Origin of the sequence: Streptomyces sp. 1331.2 (assembly GCF_900199205.1) — a bacterium.
Taxonomy (GTDB): Bacteria; Actinomycetota; Actinomycetes; order Streptomycetales; family Streptomycetaceae; genus Kitasatospora.
Genome location: NZ_OBMJ01000001.1, coordinates 1,490,342 through 1,506,964 on the forward strand (window position 1 = coordinate 1,490,342; position 16,623 = coordinate 1,506,964).

Genomic DNA, 16,623 nt, shown 5'->3' on the forward strand with positions numbered 1-16,623 from the left:
GCCCCCCATGAGTGATGTTCATCGCGCCACCCCCAAGAACCCTTCCCCTTCCAGCCCCGCCAGATAGTGGTCGATCAGCCCCGCGTCCACCGGCGGCAGTTCGATCCCGCTCCCGGCCAGCGCCGCGTCCGCGTTGGCCCGGTCGAACAGCGGGAACGTCGGCCGGAAGTACATCTCGCTGATCGACAGTTCCGACCCCGGCGCGCGGTCCACGAACAGCGGGACGAACGGCGCGATCGGGTGCGTCGGGTTCCCTGCGGCGAAGCGGACCAGCCGCTGCACCCACTCCCCGTACGGGAGCTGGACGATCCGGTGGCCGCGCGCCCGCAGCCGGTCCGCCAGGTCTGCGAGGACGCCCGGCCGCGGGGAGGTGAGGTGGTAGACCTCGCCGTCGGCGGGTGCGTGCGCGGCGATGTGGGCGATGGCGCCGGTGAAGCGGTCGGCCGGGACGAAGTCGAGCAGCAGCCGAACGTCGGGGCAGGTGCCGCTGTCCGCCAGGTACTTGATCAGCGCGCACAGCTCGGTGCCGGTGTTCATCACACCGCTCGCCAGGTCCCCGGTGACGTCGTTGGTGCGCAGCACCGTGACCGGCAGTCCGGCGGCGGCCGCGTTGTGCAGCAGTTGCTCGGCCACCCACTTGCTCTCGACGTAGCCGACGCCGATCCGGTCGGGATGGGCGAGCGGGGTCCGCTCGGTGACCTTGTCGACGCCCGCCGCCCCGAAGCCGGCCAGCACGGCGAGGGTGGAGAGGTAGTGCACGGGTATGCCCCGGCTGTGTCCGGCGAGCCGGACGATCTCCCGGGTGCCGCCCACGTTGGCGTCGCGCAACTGGTGGTACGGGTAGAGGAAGTTGACCTGCCCGCCGAGGTGGTAGACCGCGTCCAGGTGGCCGGCCAGCCAGTCGAACTGCCGCTCCGCCAGCCCGATCCGGGCCCGGGTGAGGTCGCCCACCAGCGGGACGACCCGGCGGTCGGCGAGGTCGTGCCGCAGGAAGCGCTGCTGGGTGGCCCGCAGCCGTTCCAGCGCGTGCTCCTCATCGGGCGCCCGGACCAGGCAGTGGATCCGGGCCCGGGTGGTGGCGAGCAGCGCGTGCAGCAGGTGCGCGCCGCAGAAGCCGGTGGCGCCGGTGAGCAGGATCTCGGCGGGTTCGGCCCGGGAGGGTGCGGGGCTCCAGGACTGCCCGACGGGTTCGGTGAGCCGGGCCTCCGCGAACCAGTCGACGGCCGCTTCCGCACCGCCGGTGCCGACGCCCACGCCGACGCCTGCCTCGATGCCGGCCCCGACGCCTGCGGCAACACCCGGCCCCGTACCGGCGGCAGCCCCGCCGCCCGGCCCCGCACCGGCCCCGCCGTCGGTACGGGCCTCCTGCAGCGCCCCCGCGAAGGCCCGCAGCACGGACTCCCGCAGCAGTGAGCGGGTGAGCGTGCGGACCCGGCCGACGTCGATGCCGAACATGATCCGGGCGCGGGCCAGCATCTCCATCGCCAGCAGCGAGGTGCCGCCGAGCGCGAAGAAGTCGTCGTCCGGTCCGACGGTCTCGACGCCGAACAGTTCCGCCCACAGCTGCCCGACCGCCTCCTCGACCGCGTCCCGTGCTCCCCCGGCGCCGCTCCCTGCGCCTGTCCCGCCCGGTCCCGCCGCCCGGGGCGCCGTCCGTACCGGGGCGTGCGGCAGTCGGCGCCGGTCGATCTTCCCCGCCGCCGTGAGCGGCATCGCCTCCAGCGGAACGAACTCGGCGGGCACCAGGTACTCCGGCAACCGCTCGGCCAGGAACGCCCGGATCCCCTCGGCGCTGCCGCCCGCCCCGTCGGCCAGCGTGTAGTAGGCGGTGAGCGCCCGGCTGCCGTCCGCGGCCGTCCCGTCGGCCGCGACCCGTGCCTGCCGGACGTCCGGGTGGGCGGCCAGCACCGCCTCGATCTCGGCCGGGTCGACCCGGTGGCCCCGGACTTTCACCTGGTCGTCGAAGCGGCCGAGGATCTCCAGTTGTCCGTCCTGCCGCCAGCGTCCGGCGTCGCCGGTGCAGTACATTCGCTCACCGGGCAGCGGCGCGTACGGGTCGGGCAGAAAGGATTCTGCAGTCAGGCCGGGGCTGCGCCAGTAGCCCCGGGCGAGGCCGGGCCCGCCGAGGTGGATCTGCCCCTTCTCCCCGGGGCGGACCGGCCGCAGCCGCGCGTCCAGCACGTGCACCCGCACCCCCGGCAGCGGTCGTCCGATCGGCACGGGGGCGGCCGGCCCCCCGCCCGCGCCCCCACTCCCGCCTGCGCTCCCGGCCGCGCCTGAGCCTCCGCCCGAGCTCCCGTCCCCCAGCAGCTCCGCCGTGACCTCGCAGAGCGTGGACGTGACGGCCGCCTCCGTGACCCCGTACGCGTTGAGCAGCCGCGCGCCGGGCAGCCGGTCCAGGCAGGTGCGGCAGTCGTCGGCGTGCACGACGTCCCCGCCGACCACCACGAGCCGCAGCCCGTCCGGGCCGGGCCCGCCGGGCGGGAGCAGGTCGAGCACATGGTGCCCGTAGGCAGGGGTGAAGTCGGCGACGGCGAGGCCGAGCCCGGGCAGCCGGCCCACCAGTTCGGTGGGTGCCCACGTCCCGCCGCCGGTCCCGCCGCCGCCCAGGACGACCGTGGCGCCGGCGAGCAGGGCTCCGAAGACCTGTTCCAGCGCGGTGTCCGAGCCCAGCGCGGCCAGTTGCAGGACGCGTTCGCCGGGCGCCAGCCGGTACGCGCGGACGATCCGGTCGAGGGTGAACACCAGCGCACGGTGGGTGACCGGGACGCCCTTGGGTCGGCCGGTCGTGCCGGAGGTGTAGATCAGGTACGCGAGGTCGTCCGGGACGGCGCCGTCGTCGGACCGGACCTCCTCGACCCCGGCCTCCGCACCCGCACCCGCACCCCTACCGACACCGGCACCCGTACCCGTACCGGTGCCGTCCGCCCGTACCGCCGCCACCCCCGCCACCTCGGGAAACTCGTGACCGTCGGTGACCACCACCCGCGCCCCGCAGTCCTCGACCAGCCGGGCCAACCGCCGCTGCGGGTGCGCCGGGTCCAGCGGCAGGAAGGCGCCGCCCGCCTTGAGCACGCCCAGCCAGGCGACGACCAGGTCCGCCCCGCGTTCCAGACAGACCGGCACCACCCGCTCCGGCCCGGTGCCGCGCGCCCGCAGCTCGGCGGCCAACCGGTCACTGAGCAGGTCGAGTTCGCGGTAACTCAGGGTGGCGTCCTCGGCGATGACGGCGAGCGCATCCGGGTCGTGCGCCGCCCGCGTGCGGAACAACCCGTGCACGGTGTCCGCGAATCCGGCCGCCGGCGCTTCGCGACCCGCGCCCCCCGCGCCTTCACCCGCGCCCGCACCTTCACCCGCGCCTGCCCCCGGACCGCCCCCGGGTTCTCCCGGGCCGTCCCCGGGACCGGTGAATCCCAGCCCCGCGGGCCGCCATTCCCGTTCCACCCAGGCCCGGCACTCGTCCCGCCCGGCCGGCCCGTGGACCGGGTGCCACCCGGCGGGGACGGTCAAGTCCCCGGGCCAGAGCGCGTACTGACCGTTGTCGTTGCGCACCACGGCGTGACGCCCGGACCTCGCATCCGTTCGTACGCCCCGTGCGCTGTCTGCTGCGTCATCCACCGGCTTGACCTCGTGCTGTGGCGGCAGAATGCTTGGGAGTGCGACATTTCCGACTATACGCACTCACGACACATCGAGAACGTCCGGTCGCACAACGACCGGACGCCGCACACCCGCGCGAAGACGCATGCACCCGACACCGGGCAAGGACACACACCCGGCACCGGGCGCCGACACCCGCCGGGTCCTCGCGCGGACACGCGCAGCCCCCGCCGGGAAGGCCCGGAGGCGCCAGGAGCCAGGAGAATCGGATAGCCTGGCCCACCGAACCCCCCGCAGCCGGCCCGGCCCCCGCCCTCACCCGAATCCCCCGCCCGACCGGCGGGGTGATGTCGTGGAGGAGGTAGCTCGTTGACACGCCGGCGACAACGCCTGATGGCCTGTTACCTGCTCTGGATGGTGGTGTTCACCGGCATCTACTACGCCAATCCGGGCCAGCGGATCGTCTGGTGGACGGGCATCGGGCTCGGCGGCGTGGCCGCCATCGTGCTCGGCGTCCGCCTCAACCGCCCCGCGCACGCACGCTTCTGGTACGTCCTGGCGCTCGCCAACCTGAGCTTCACCGCGGGCGAGGTGGTGCAGGCCGTCCAACTGGACATCCTGCACGAGGCCAACCCGTTCCCCTCCGTCGCGGACGCCTTCTACCTCGCCGAGTACGTGCTGTACGCAGCCGGCGTGCTCGGCTTCATCCGCTGGCGCACGGCCCGTCAGGACCGCGCCGGGCTGCTCGACGCGCTGATCCCCACCATCGGCCTGGCCCTGCTCGCCTGGATCTACCTGATCCTCCCGTACGCCCAGAACCCGGACCTCACCTGGTTCCAGAAGGCCGTCTCGATCGCCTACCCGCTCGGCGACGTCGTCGTGCTCGCCCTGCTGTTGCGCCTGCTGACCCCGCGCGGCGGCAACTCCCGCTCGCTGCAGCTGCTCGCCGTCGGCACCGTCGGCCTGCTGGTCTCCGACGTGCTGTACGCGCTGATCCAGCTGCACGGCACCTGGCGCATCGGCACGCCCGTCGAGCTCGGCTGGGCGGCCTTCTACACGGCCTGGGGCGCGGCCGCGCTGCACCCGTCGATGGTCGAGCTGACCAGGCCCGTCCCCACCCAGCAGCCGGATCTCGGCGCCGCCCGGCTCGTCCTGCTCACCCTCGCCTCGCTGATCGCCCCGGCGATCCTGATCATCGAGTCCCTGGCCGGCAACACCAGCAACGCGGGCGTGATCGGCGCGTTCTCCGCGCTCCTGTACCTACTCGTGCTCGCCCGCCTGGCGGTGGTGGTCTCCGCCCGCAGGCAGGCCATCGCCCGCGAACGGGCGCTGCGCGAGGCCGGCGCCCGGCTGACCGCGGCCGTCACCGTGGAGGAGGTCGCGGACGCCGTGCAGTCGGCCGCCTCCACCCTGATGCCCGCCGAGCCCGGGCACGTCGCCCTGCTCGCCGTCGCCGAGGCGGGCGTGCTGCACGTGCGGCACGCTGAGCGCGGCGCGGCGCAGCACCGGGTGGGGACCGCCTCCGACTCCGACCAGGTGCTCGCCCTCGCCGCCTACCGCGAGACCCGGCTGCTGCCCGTCGAGGCCGTCGACCTGCCCACCCGCGAGCTGACCGGGCACCTGGACGGCATGCCGTACGCCCTGATCTGCCCGCTCACCCTCGCCGAACGGCCGTCCGGCGACCCGCTGATCGGCGCGCTCATCGTCACCGGCACCGAGCAGGAACTGGCCAGTCTGTGGAGCTCGCTGGAGATCCTGGCCGCGCAGGCGGCCCTCGCCGTCGAGCGGGTGGTGCTGAGCCAGGAGGTGACCCGCCGCAACAGCGAGCTGTACTTCCGCACCCTGGTGCAGAACGCCAGCGACGTCATCCTGATCCTCGACGCGGACGACGGTGTGCGCTACGCCTCGCCGTCCGCCGAGTCGGTGCTGGGCCGCCCCCGCCTGGCGGGCACCCTGGTCACCGACCTGGTCCCGCCGGAGGACAGCCGGGAGGTGGGCAAGGCGCTGGCCCGGATGCGCGGCGCGAGCGACCCGCCGCGCGGCGAGCACGCGCGCGAGCACCCCCGCGAGCACTGGCGGTTGCTGCGCCACGACCGCACCCCGATCGAGGCGGAGGTCCGCTTCAACGACCTGCGGGCCGACCCGACCGTCGGTGCTCTGGTGCTCACCCTGCGCGACGTCACCGAGCAGCGCCAGATGGAGCGCGAGCTGACCCACCGGGCCTTCCACGACTCGCTGACCGGCCTGGCCAACCGGGTGCTGTTCCAGGACCGCGTCGGGCACGCGCTCTCCCGCGGTGAGCGCAGCGGGTCCGTCACCGGGGTGCTCTTCATCGACCTGGACGACTTCAAGGTGGTCAACGACACCCAGGGCCACGCGGTCGGCGACGAACTTCTGGTCGCGGTCTCGCTGCGGATCTCCACCGCGCTGCGTTCCTCGGACACCGCGGCCCGGCTCGGCGGCGACGAGTTCGCGGTGCTGGTCGAGGACGCGACCCGGCCGGCGGACGTGGACACCATCGCGGCCGGCGTGCTGGAGGTCTTCACCGAGCCGTTCAAGCTCAAGGCGGGTGCGGTGCGGGTGAGTGCCAGTATCGGGGTGGCGACCACCGAGGACAGCGTGGACGCGACCGAACTGCTCACCCACGCCGACCTCGCGCTCTACTCGGCGAAGGCGGCCGGCCGCCGCCAGTGGTGCCACTACCGGCCGGCCCTGCAGGCCGGGCTGGTGGAACGGCACGAGCTGAACGAGCACCTCGACTCGGCGATCGCGGAATCGGCGTTCCAGCTGTACTACCAGCCGATCGTCGACCTGCGCACCGGCGACCTGGTCGCCTTCGAGGCCCTGGTCCGCTGGCCGCACGACCGGCGCGGCATGGTGCTGCCCGACGAGTTCATCGCCCTCGCCGAGGAGAGCGGCCAGATCGTCCCGCTCGGCGCGTGGGTCCTGGAGCGCGCCGCCCAGGAGGCCGCCGCCTGGCAGGCGGCCAGTTCCACCGTCCGCGCCGCGACCGGGCGGCCCCCGCTGCGGGTCAACGTCAACGTCTCCGCCCGGCAGTTCCGCGACGCCGGCTTCGTGGACGTCGTCCGCCAGTCACTCGCCACCTCGGGCATCGACCCGCACACCCTCGTCCTGGAGCTCACCGAGTCCGTGCTGATGCGCCGCGACGACCGCATCCACGCCGACATGGCCACCCTCTCCGACCTCGGAGTCGCCATCGCCATCGACGACTTCGGCACCGGCTACTCCTCGCTCTCCTACCTGCGGGAGTTCCCGATCTCCCTGCTGAAGATCGACAAGTCCTTCATCGACGGCCTCGGCCATTCCGCCCAGCAGTACGCCCTGGTCGAGGGCATCTCGCGGATCGCCGACACGCTCGGCGTCCAGGTCATCGCCGAGGGCATCGAACACCCGGAACAGCGCGACCTGCTGGCCGCCATGGGCTGCCCGCTCGGCCAGGGCTACCTCTTCGCCCACCCCATGGACTCCACCCGCGCCCTCGCCCTGGTACGCAGCACCACCTACGAACCGGCGTGAGCCGCGGGGGTGGCGGGCGGCGCGGGGCGGCGGGGGCGGCGGGTCCGGGGCGGCGAGGGGCGCGAGGGGCGGCGAGGGGCGGCCAGGAGTCGCAACCCACCCCTCGCCGAACCACCTCTCCGGGCAGGGGAGTTCAGGGGTTGGCGCGGACCAGGTCCAGCAGGCCCGGGAAGCGCTTGTCGAGGTCCTCGCGACGGAGGGTGGCCGCGCGGCTGTTGCCGCGGTCCACCTGGCGGACCAGGCCCGCTTCGCGCAGGACCCGGAAGTGGTGGGTGATCGTGGACTTTGAGACCGGCAGGTTGAAGGAGGCGCAGGTGCGTGCCGCCCCCTCGGCCTCGCGCAGCAGGGCCGAGATCACCCCGTAGCGCAGCGGATCGGCGAGTGCGTTCAGGACCGTCCGCAGGTCCATCTCCTCGATCGAGGGGTGGCCTTCCGGGTCGGGCATCGGATCCTCCTTCCTCAGGCTTCATCAGGCATCTTCAGGTATGGGTTGCATCGTACCTCGCCGCATGGCACCGTAAGGTTCGAAAAATTCCTTACCTGGTCGCTCCGCGGCCGGGCCGAGCCTGGAGTTGTGCCCCATGAGTACGCAGACCACGTCGTCTGCCACGCCACCGGTGGCGACGGAAGGGCAGCAGCCGCCCGGCCGTACGCTGACCCTGGCCGCGGTCCTCCTCGCGGTGTTCGTCGTGCCCATGTCCATCTCCGGCACGGCGGTCGCCCTCCCCGACATCGGCACCAGCACCCACGCCGACCTCGCCCCGCTCCAGTGGGTGGTGAACGCCTTCAACGTGGCCTTCGCCTGCTTCACCCTGGTCTGGGGCTCGATCGCCGATGTCATCGGCCGGGTCAAGGCCTTCGCGGCCGGCGTCGCCGTCTACGCCGTCGCCTCGCTCGCCAGCTCCGTCGCCACCGACGTCATCTGGCTGGACGCCGCCCGCGCCCTCACCGGCATCGGCGGCGCCGCGATCTTCTCCTGCGGAGCCGCCATCGTCTCCACCGTCTTCGACGGCCCGGCCCGCGCCAAGGCCTTCGCGATGTTCGGCACCATCGCCGGCATCGGCGTCGCCATCGGCCCGTCCCTGGCCGGCGTGCTGGTCCAGGGCCTCGGCTGGCGCTGGGTGTTCGCGGTGCACGCCGTCGCCCTCGCCGTCGTGCTGCTCGCGATCCCCGCGATCTCCCGCGCGATGCCCTCCGACGCGGGCAGCGGCGGACGCATCGACGTTCCCGGCAGCGCACTGTTCGTCGTCGCCATGGTGCTGCTCACCACCGCCATCGTGCAGGGCTCCCAGTGGGGTTGGGGCAGCATCGGGGTGATCGGCCTGTTCGTCGGCGCGGTCGTCGTGCTGGCCGTCTTCGCCGCCGTCGAGAACCGCAGCGCCCACCCCATGCTCGACCTCAGCGTGCTGCGCAACCGCCGCTTCGTCGGGCTCTGCCTGGTGCCGGTCGCCGCCTCCTTCGGCTTCGTCACCATGCTCACCTACCTGCCGAGTTACCTCACCGCCGTCACCGGCCGCGACACCGGCGCCGCCGGCGTGCTGATGCTGCTGCTCACCGCGCCGGTGCTGGTCTTCCCGATGCTCGCCGCCAAGCTGGTCACCCGCGGCGTCTCCGCGCTCACCCTGATCTACGTCAGCCTGGTCTGCCTGGTCGTCGGCGACATCGCCCTCACCCTGCTCTCCCCCTCCGTCACCGTCCTGGCGCTCGCCGCCCCGATGCTGATCACCGGCGCCGGCATGGGCCTGTCGGCCGGCCTGGTCGACGGCCAGGCCCTGGAACTGGTCGACCCGGCCAAGGCGGGCATGGCGGCCGGCTTCCTCAACACGCTGCGGCTGGGCAGCGAGGCCGTCGCCGTCGCGGTGTACGGCTCCGCGCTGGCCACCGTGCTCGGCACCCGGATCACCGACGGCATCGGCGCCCACGAGGGCGCCTCGCAGGCCGACAAGGTCGCCGACCAGGCGGCCGGCGGCGACCTCTCCGGGGCGGCCGACCTGTCCGGCGCCACCGACCACAAGGGCTTCGTGGACTTCCTCGCCAACGCCTACGACTCCGCCTTCCACTCCGTCTTGTGGGGCCTCGCGGCCGTCGGCGTCGTGCTGATCGTCGTGATCGCGACCCTGCTGCGCGGCGGCGGCCAGAAGGCCCAGGCCTGATCCGCCGCCCCGCCCTCCCGTAAGAGCCAACGGCCGCAGGGCCGTTCCGAAACGCGGGAGGGCGGCTACCCCCGGGCCGCCCTCCCGCACCACGACCTCACCCGCACCACCCCGAGACCGGGCCCGGCGCCGACACCCCCGAGCGGCGCCGGGCCCGCACCCATTCCATGAGCGGTGCTCATGCACTGCGCCCATGAGCTCCACTCATGAGGCCGGGCCCATGAGTGCGGCTCATGGACAGAGCTCATGAACTCCTCTCATGGGGCCGGCTCATGAACGCCACTCATACGCTCCCGCCCCGCCCATGAGCTCCACTCATGCCGATCGCCCATGAGCGTTCCTCATCGCCCCGCGCAATCCACTCCGAAAGGACTCCGCACCAATGGACCCCGCCGTCACCACCCGTGCCCAAGTCGTCGTCGTCGGGGGCGGCCCGGTGGGCATGCTCGTCGCCGCCGAGCTGGGCCACCACGGCGTCTCCACCGTCGTCCTGGAGACCAATCCGGAGACCGTCGACCAGCCCAAGGCCGGCACCCTGCACGCCCGTACCGTCCAGGGCCTGGCCCGCCGCGGCCACCTGCGCGCCCAGCCGGCCGCCGGCGACGGCCTCTCCCGCCGGAACGTCGACGCCTTCCACTTCGCCGGCCTGCCGGGCTTGGTCATCACCGCCCCCGGCACCGAGCCCGCCCCCATCTACGGCCGCTCCCAGGCCGACCTGGAACGGGACTTCGAGGCCCGGGCCCGCACCCGCGGCGTCACGGTCCTGCGCGGCCACACCGTCACCGACCTCGTCCACGGCCCCGACGACGTCCAGGTCACTGCCCAGGGCCCGGACGGCGTACGGCAGTTCACGGCCGAATACGTCGTCGGTGCGGACGGCGCCCGCAGCTCGGTGCGCGACCTGCTCGGCTTCGCTTCCGAGACCCACCCCGCGACCGTCTCCGCCCTGCTCGGCCTGGTCCGGCTGACCGACCCCTACCGAGTGCCCTCCGGCTGGAACCGCACCCCGCACGGCTGGACGATCGCGGGCGTCAACCCGTACGGGCACAGCCGCTTCTTCACCATCGACTTCCGCGGCCCGCACCCCGACCGGCACGCGCCGCTCACCCTCGCCGAACTCCGCTCCGAGGCCGAACGCATCCTCGGCCACCCGGTGCCGATGACCGACCCGGTGTTCTTCTCCAAGTTCAACGACTTCTCGCGCGTGGTGTGCGACTACCGCAAGGGCCGGGTCTTCCTGGCCGGCGACGCCGCCCACGTGCACTTCCCGGTCGGCGGCCAGGGCCTCAACCTCGGCCTGCAGGACGCGCTCAACCTCAGCTGGAAGCTCGCCCACACCCTGGCCGGCACCGCGGGCAAGGACCTGCTGGACACCTACGCCGCCGAGCGCCGCCCGGTCGCCCGCCGGGTGGTCGACAACACCCGCGCCCAACTCGCCCTGATGCGGCCCGATCCGGGCCTGGACCCGCTGCGCGACCTGGTCTCCGAGTTGCTCGGCGTCGAGGGCGCCAACGCCCACCTGGGCAACATGATCAGCGCCCAGGACACCGTCTACCCCGCCCGCACCTCGGACGGCTCCCCCTGGGAGGGGCACTTCCTGCCCAACCTCCCCCTCACCACGGCGGACGGCCCGACCGACGTCATACGCCTGCTGCTGGACGGCCGCCCGGTGCTGCTCCTGCTCGGTGCCGACGAGCAGGCGCACCGCAAGCAGGCCGAGAGCTGGTCGCACCTGCTGCGCGTGGTCCGGGCCGAGAGCGACCGCCAACTCCCGTGGGACGCCGTCCTGGTACGCCCGGACGGCTACGTCGCCTGGGCCTCCGACGGCGGCCCACTGGCCGGCACGCTGCGCGAATGGTTCGGCGAACCGTAGCCCAGCGGCGACCCCGACCGGCAGGCCGGACAGGCCCGGTAGGCCCGGACCGGCAGAACCCGAAAGGGCGGGTACGGCATCCCGTACCCGCCCTTCCGCCTACGCCCCGGTCCTACACGTCCGACTCACGCGTCCGACCTACGCATCCGACCTGCGCGTTCGACCAACGCGTCCGGCCTACGCGGCCGCTACCACCGCACCGGCAGCGCAGTCGGCCGCCGCAGGACCGTGCCGATGTCCCACGGCACGTCGGCGGGCTCGACGGCCAGCTCCAGCGTCGGGAACTCCTGTGCCAGACGGGTCAGGACGGAAACGATCTCCATCCGCGCCAGCGCCGCACCCATGCAGTGGTGCATGCCGTACCCGAACTGCAGGTGCCGCTTGGCCGGCTGACGGTCGGGGTCGATGACCAGCGGGTCCGGGAAGACCTCCGGGTCGCGGTTGGCGGCGAAGGCGTCCGGGTACACGACGGTGCCCTCGGGCACCAGGCCGACGCTGGTCTCCAAGTCCCGGCCGGCGATCCGCGGGAAGGCGGAGATGGTGCCGAGCGGGATCAGCCGGATCAGCTCCTCGGCCAGCTGCGGCGCGATCTCCGGCTCCTCGGCGAGCCGGCGCCACAGCGCCGGGGCAGCCAGCAGGGCGTAGAGCGACTTGGTGAGCACGGACACGATGTTCTGGTCGGCACCGAGCAGCGAGCCGAAGAACAGGCCGGTCAACTCGGCATCGTCCAGCGCGGGTTCGACCTTGTCCCGGTTGTCCCGGAACTGCTCGATCAGCCCGCCGGGCAGCACCGGCCGCACACCGGTGACCAGGTCCTGCACGTAGCCGTAGACCCGGTAGAAGTGCTGGACCAGGTCGGGCACGTTCTCGTGCGAGGCGATCTGGACCACCCGCGCGGACGGCCGGAAGTACTCGACGTCGTCGAGCGGCACACCGAGGAAGTGGCAGTTGACGGTGATCGGCACCCGGTCGACCAGGTCGCGGAACAGGTCCGGCGAATCGGCGGCGCGCAGCCGCGCGATCCCCTCCTCGATGACCCGGTCGAGCACCGGTCGCAGCCGCTCCACACCGTTCGCGCTGTAGTCGGCGGCGACGAACCCGCGCACTCTGGCGTGGTGCGGGGCGTCCAGGTTGAGCAGCAGCTCCTTCGGCATCACCGTGGGCAGGAAGCTGGGCCCGCCCTCGACGTTGGTCTCGGTGCGCCCGGAGGCCGGGTCGGTGAGCAGCTTGTGGACGTCGGCGTACCGGGTGAGGTGAACGGCGGGGTGGCCGCTGGGCAGCTCGATCAGCGGCACGCCGTTCGGGCCGGGCTCGGCCAGCGGGATGAAGGCCGGGACGGGGTCCAGGTGCGGGACGTCCGTGACGGTGACGGTTGCGGACGGGACAACGGTGGTCATGCGTTCTCCGGTTGGACGTGTGAGGCGAGGGGGTGCGGGAGCAAGGGGGCGCGGGAACAGGGGAGCGCCGGCCCGTGAGGTCAGGGCGTCAGGTGAGCGCGGGCAGCCCGATCAGGCCGGTCAGTTCCCGTACGGCCTGGGCGCTGTTGCGGAAGTGCACCGCGCGCCAGCCGCAGCGCCGGGCGGCAACGCAGTTCTCGGGGAGGTCGTCGATCAGCACGCACTCCTCCGCCGTGACCCCCGCCTCCTGCTCGGCGAGCCGGAAGATCTCCGGGTCGGGCTTGCGGAACCCGACCTTGCAGGAGTCGACCACGCAGTCGACCTCGCCGGCCGGCGCCACGATGGCCTGCCAGTACGGCTCCCACTCCGCGACGTTGTTGCTGAGGATGCCGACCCGGAAGCCGTTCTCCTTGGCGTGCCGGACGGTCGCGGCCATCACCGGGTTGGCGTTGACCCCCTCGAACCACTGCTCGCCGAAGCGTTCGAAGCGGGCGCGGGTCAGGTCGATGCCGGGGTTCCCGTCCTGCAGGACACGGACCATGGCCTCGCCCCACTCGGCCTCGGTGAGCATGGCGAGTTCGATGGGCGCGAGCGGTTCGACGCCCAGCTCGCCGGCGACGGTGCCGAGGGCGGTCTTCAGCTGGCGCGGGGTGATGCCGGTGCGGGCGTGGTACGAGTCGAAGAGGTCGTCCAGCGGCGGCGAGAGCACTCCGCCGAAGTCGAACCAGATCATGGGCTTGGACATTGCAGCGTCTCCTTGCGGTGCTCGGTGCTCGGTGCTGGCGCGCAGTGCTGGCGCGCGGTGTCGGCGCTCGGCGGCGGCGCTCAGACGCTGGCCGCGGCATAGGAGAAACGATTCTCCAGCGCGCCGGTGATCGGGCTGGTGCGGGTGAGGTGCACCCGGGCCCGGGCGATCTGCTCGTCCTCCTGCACCATGGCGATCTCGAACGCGACGGTCTCCGCCGCCGGCGGCTCCACCACCCGCACGACGCAGTCGGTCGGCAGCTCGAACTCGCCGAAGCGGGTGAAGTCCGTCTCCACCCGGGCGAGGAGCAGGCTGCGCGGCGAGAGCCCGAACAGCTCCTGCGCCGCGTACATCGCGGACTGCCGGAACCCTTCGAAGATCAGCGCGCCCGGAACGTGGTCCAGCGGGTGGTCGAAGAGCGCCGGGTTGCCCTGGTCGACGACGACCTGGGTGCGCAGCTCGTGGTCGCCCACCTCGACCCCGGCCAGCACGACGTTCTGCCCGGAGGCGCGGCCGACCGAGATCGCCGGCACCCGGCGGCCGGTGTGGTGCGGCCGGGCCGGCGTCAGCGCGAGGACGGCACGGCCCTTGTCGCGCATCCGGTCCCAGGCCGCGCCCGGCATCCACTGGCACACGGTGCGCATGGTGGCGGCCTCGCTGCCGTCCACCGAAAGGACCAGGTCGAGGGTGCTGCCGGTGACGACGCCGTCGCGGTGCTTGAGGTCGGCCTGGTGGGCCCGGATCACGGCCTGGCCGGGGCGCGCCCCGATCCGCAGCGCCTCCGGGTCGGTGATGTTCAGTTCCCCGCTGACGAAGATGAACTTGTTGTCCAGCGGCGCGCCCAGGAAGGTGTGCGCGGCGTAGATGGAGGCCTGGCGGAACACCTCGACCAGCAGCAGCGGGTCATAGGCGGCGGGCGCGGTGACGTTGTCGCTGTAGTAGCTGTGGACGCGCGGGAGCTGCGCGGCGATGAGGTACTCGCCCTCGGCGACCCGGACGGAATCGGTGAGGAAGACCTCGCAGATGGCGGCCCGGTGGACGGTGGCACGCGGGACGGTGTTCGAGTACGTGAGAGTACCGTCGAGGATCGTGGACATGGCTGAGCTTCCCCCTCTGTGCTCCTGCATGTAGGTACCCCTCCGATCGGAGGTGCGAGCGTGATCGTACCTCCGTTCACGGCGAAGCTACTGTGGTGTAGGCCACGTGGAAGCGAACAGGTGTATTAAAAACGTGTGTGGGCCGCGTTGTGGGGAATCGCCCAGGTCAGCGACCACGACCCCGGATACGCCGACGGCCCGCCGCAAGCTCGCGACGGGCCGTCGGGCAGAACCGGCGATCGGACAGAACCGGCCTGGGGCCAGGAGTCGGCCCGGCCGGGCCAGGAGTAGTCGGCCCGGCCGGGCCGGGCGTCAGCCGAGCGGCAGCTCCAGGCGCGCCTCGCTCCCGGTCGGGGAGCTGACGGCCGTCGTGCTGCCTTCGCTGCCGGTGAACGCGTACAGCTTGTCGCGACTGTTGACCACCAGCGCGAGGCGGTGGCCCTCCGGCAGGTCGTACGCGGCGGGCTGGAGCTTCCAGCTGACGGTGCGGTCCGTCGCGGCGGGCAGGTCCGGGTCGGTGAACGGCTCGTGCGTGATGATCCGCGCGGTGCCGTCCGGGGCGACGTCGAACAGGTACGCCACCAGGGTGGCGGCCCCGGCCGTGTTGCGCACCGTAAGCCGCACCGTCGCGGCGCCGCGGATCCGGCGGGCCACACCCTCAGGGCCGGACAGCGGATCCGTGGACCAGACCAGCAGCCGCTCCCGCTCGAACCCGCCCACCGCATAGGCCTTGGGACTGCCGAACCACTCCTTCTGCCCGGTCGCCATCACGGCGTCCATGGCGGTGGCGGAGGTCAGGTCCCCGGCCGTGAAGTCCCGGGTCCAGCCGCTGGCCGGCTTCTCGGCCAGCGCGCCGTCACCGGTGCCACCCGTCCCGGTGGGGTACCAGGTCTCGATGTCGGCGGGCTCCCCAGACCACGTCGGGTACGGCTCGCGGCGCGCCGGGACGGTGATCCGCCGGCCACCGCCGATGACCGGCTCGGTCCGGTAGGTGAACATGATCTGGTTGTTCACCTGCGGCCAGTCGGGCACCTCGCTGCCGGCGCGGAGCAGGTGGTGGTCCAGCCACTCGTAGGCCTCCCGCATGGGCTCCCGTAGCCCCGGGAACGGCACCCCGCCCACCAGACCGGCCAGGCCCGGACCCTCGGGCGCGCCGTGGTCGCCGATCCACATGTTCAGGTGCTTCGGCACGGTGAGACGGACGAACGTGTCGATCGTCTGCCCGGCCGGGAACAGGCTCTCGTGCCAGGTGTTCGAGACGAAGGTCGGGATGCCCCGGGCGTTGGTGCGGTCCAGGTACGACTCCGGGGAGCGCTCGGCACCCCAGGCCACGACCTCGTCCAGGCCCTCGCCGCTGAGGAAGTTGCGGAGGATCCGCTGGGTCTCCGGGTCGAACTTCTCCTCCAGCGGGCCGCCAGTGAACTCGATCAGCGCCTGTACGGCCGCGAGGTGCCGGGTGCCGTTGTCGTACAGGGCGGTGGCCAGGTTGCCCCAGGTGCTCAGCGCGACCACGGCGTCGACCCGCCCCCGCGGTTCGTCGTACCGGTCGTGCGCCGCGACCAGCTGGCTGATGCCGGATCCGTAGGACTCGCCGAGGAAACCGATCCGGCTCGGGGAGAAGTGCTCCTGTGCGTGGTCGATCACCACGGACCCGTCCGCCCGGTCCTTCGGCCCGGCGACGTCGACGAAGCCCTCGGAGGTGGACACCCACCCCGGAAGGCCGAGCCCCCGGGGCGTGTACGCCAGCACGTGGTAGCCCCGCAGCGCGAGCGAGAGGTAGGAGTACATGAACGGCAGCCAGCCGTACGGGTTCCACCCGGCCGGGACGATCACGACCGGACGCGGCTCGCTGCCACTCAGCCTGATCGAGAACGCCGACAGCTGGACACCGCCCGAGGCCTCGATGCGCGAGACGCCGGCGACGGCCCGCCGGCGGACGTCGGCCACCGTCTCCGCCAACTCCGGCGGGAGCGCGATGCCCTCGGCACCCTCCAGAGCCGCGAGCAGAGCCCGGGCGACGGCGATGACCGCCGGGCTCGGATTGAGACCGGCCCCCGCCCAGATGCCGTTGGTGGCGATGTCGTCGAGTGTCGCGTCGGTGATCGACGGGATGGGCTCTCCACCAGAAGTAGTCATACGAACCGCCCTTTCCATGACAGCCGGAAGCGCCCTTGAAGGCGCCGCCCAGGCGCATCATGTTCCGGGCACGCACGATTAAACT

Annotated in this window: 9 protein-coding genes and 1 pseudogene; 3 read left to right on the top strand and 7 right to left on the bottom strand. The window is 72.8% G+C overall.

Annotation, left to right across the window (positions count from 1 at the left end; all coding sequences use genetic code 11):
* Positions 1 to 18: 18 nt before the first annotated feature.
* The gene (locus CRP52_RS06375; protein WP_257033016.1) at positions 19 to 3,270 is read right to left on the bottom strand and encodes a non-ribosomal peptide synthetase; all 3,252 of its coding nucleotides are present in this window, start codon (positions 3,268 to 3,270) and stop codon (positions 19 to 21) included.
* A 180-nt stretch (positions 3,271 to 3,450) separates the two neighbouring features.
* Positions 3,451 to 3,681 (bottom strand): annotated as a pseudogene (locus tag CRP52_RS40765) (MbtH family NRPS accessory protein); the annotation flags it as partial.
* 288 nt (positions 3,682 to 3,969) lie between these two features.
* Between CRP52_RS40765 and CRP52_RS39250 the strand changes: the two are divergent.
* Positions 3,970 to 7,137, top strand: a complete 3,168-nt coding sequence (locus CRP52_RS39250; RefSeq protein WP_143685661.1) for a putative bifunctional diguanylate cyclase/phosphodiesterase — start codon at positions 3,970 to 3,972, stop codon at positions 7,135 to 7,137.
* 133 nt (positions 7,138 to 7,270) lie between these two features.
* Here the strand turns inward: CRP52_RS39250 and CRP52_RS06385 are convergent, their stop codons facing one another.
* Complete coding sequence (locus CRP52_RS06385; RefSeq protein ID WP_097235501.1) at positions 7,271 to 7,582, bottom strand: ArsR/SmtB family transcription factor; 312 nt, start codon at positions 7,580 to 7,582, stop codon at positions 7,271 to 7,273.
* Positions 7,583 to 7,718: 136 nt separating this feature from the next.
* On the opposite strand from CRP52_RS06385, the gene CRP52_RS06390 reads away from it, so the two are divergent.
* The gene (locus tag CRP52_RS06390) at positions 7,719 to 9,290 is read left to right on the top strand and encodes an MFS transporter (RefSeq protein ID WP_097235502.1); all 1,572 of its coding nucleotides are present in this window, start codon (positions 7,719 to 7,721) and stop codon (positions 9,288 to 9,290) included.
* 382 nt (positions 9,291 to 9,672) lie between these two features.
* Positions 9,673 to 11,163: an FAD-dependent monooxygenase gene (locus CRP52_RS06395; RefSeq protein WP_097235503.1), complete on the top strand. Its 1,491-nt coding sequence runs from the start codon at positions 9,673 to 9,675 to the stop codon at positions 11,161 to 11,163.
* Between the two features lie 188 nt (positions 11,164 to 11,351).
* On the opposite strand, the gene CRP52_RS06400 is transcribed toward CRP52_RS06395, so the two are convergent.
* From CRP52_RS06400 to CRP52_RS06415, 4 genes are all read right to left on the bottom strand, one after another.
* Positions 11,352 to 12,560, bottom strand: a complete 1,209-nt coding sequence (locus tag CRP52_RS06400; RefSeq protein ID WP_097235504.1) for a cytochrome P450 — start codon at positions 12,558 to 12,560, stop codon at positions 11,352 to 11,354.
* Between the two features lie 88 nt (positions 12,561 to 12,648).
* Complete coding sequence (locus CRP52_RS06405; RefSeq protein WP_097235505.1) at positions 12,649 to 13,305, bottom strand: HAD family hydrolase; 657 nt, start codon at positions 13,303 to 13,305, stop codon at positions 12,649 to 12,651.
* A gap of 80 nt (positions 13,306 to 13,385) precedes the next feature.
* A complete protein-coding gene (locus tag CRP52_RS06410; protein ID WP_097235506.1) occupies positions 13,386 to 14,402 on the bottom strand; it encodes a ScbA/BarX family gamma-butyrolactone biosynthesis protein in 1,017 nt (338 codons plus the stop codon).
* 312 nt (positions 14,403 to 14,714) lie between these two features.
* Complete coding sequence (locus CRP52_RS06415) at positions 14,715 to 16,538, bottom strand: CocE/NonD family hydrolase (RefSeq protein ID WP_097235507.1); 1,824 nt, start codon at positions 16,536 to 16,538, stop codon at positions 14,715 to 14,717.
* Positions 16,539 to 16,623 lie beyond the last annotated feature (85 nt).

Coding starts and splice junctions, on each gene's coding strand:
- CRP52_RS06400 (WP_097235504.1), bottom strand. CDS start 12,560: ATGACCACCGTTGTCCCGTCCGCAACCGTCACCGTCACGGACGTCCCG.
- CRP52_RS06405 (WP_097235505.1), bottom strand. CDS start 13,305: ATGTCCAAGCCCATGATCTGGTTCGACTTCGGCGGAGTGCTCTCGCCG.
- CRP52_RS06395 (WP_097235503.1), top strand. CDS start 9,673: ATGGACCCCGCCGTCACCACCCGTGCCCAAGTCGTCGTCGTCGGGGGC.
- CRP52_RS06390 (WP_097235502.1), top strand. CDS start 7,719: ATGAGTACGCAGACCACGTCGTCTGCCACGCCACCGGTGGCGACGGAA.
- CRP52_RS06385 (WP_097235501.1), bottom strand. CDS start 7,582: ATGCCCGACCCGGAAGGCCACCCCTCGATCGAGGAGATGGACCTGCGG.
- CRP52_RS06410 (WP_097235506.1), bottom strand. CDS start 14,402: ATGTCCACGATCCTCGACGGTACTCTCACGTACTCGAACACCGTCCCG.
- CRP52_RS06415 (WP_097235507.1), bottom strand. CDS start 16,538: ATGACTACTTCTGGTGGAGAGCCCATCCCGTCGATCACCGACGCGACA.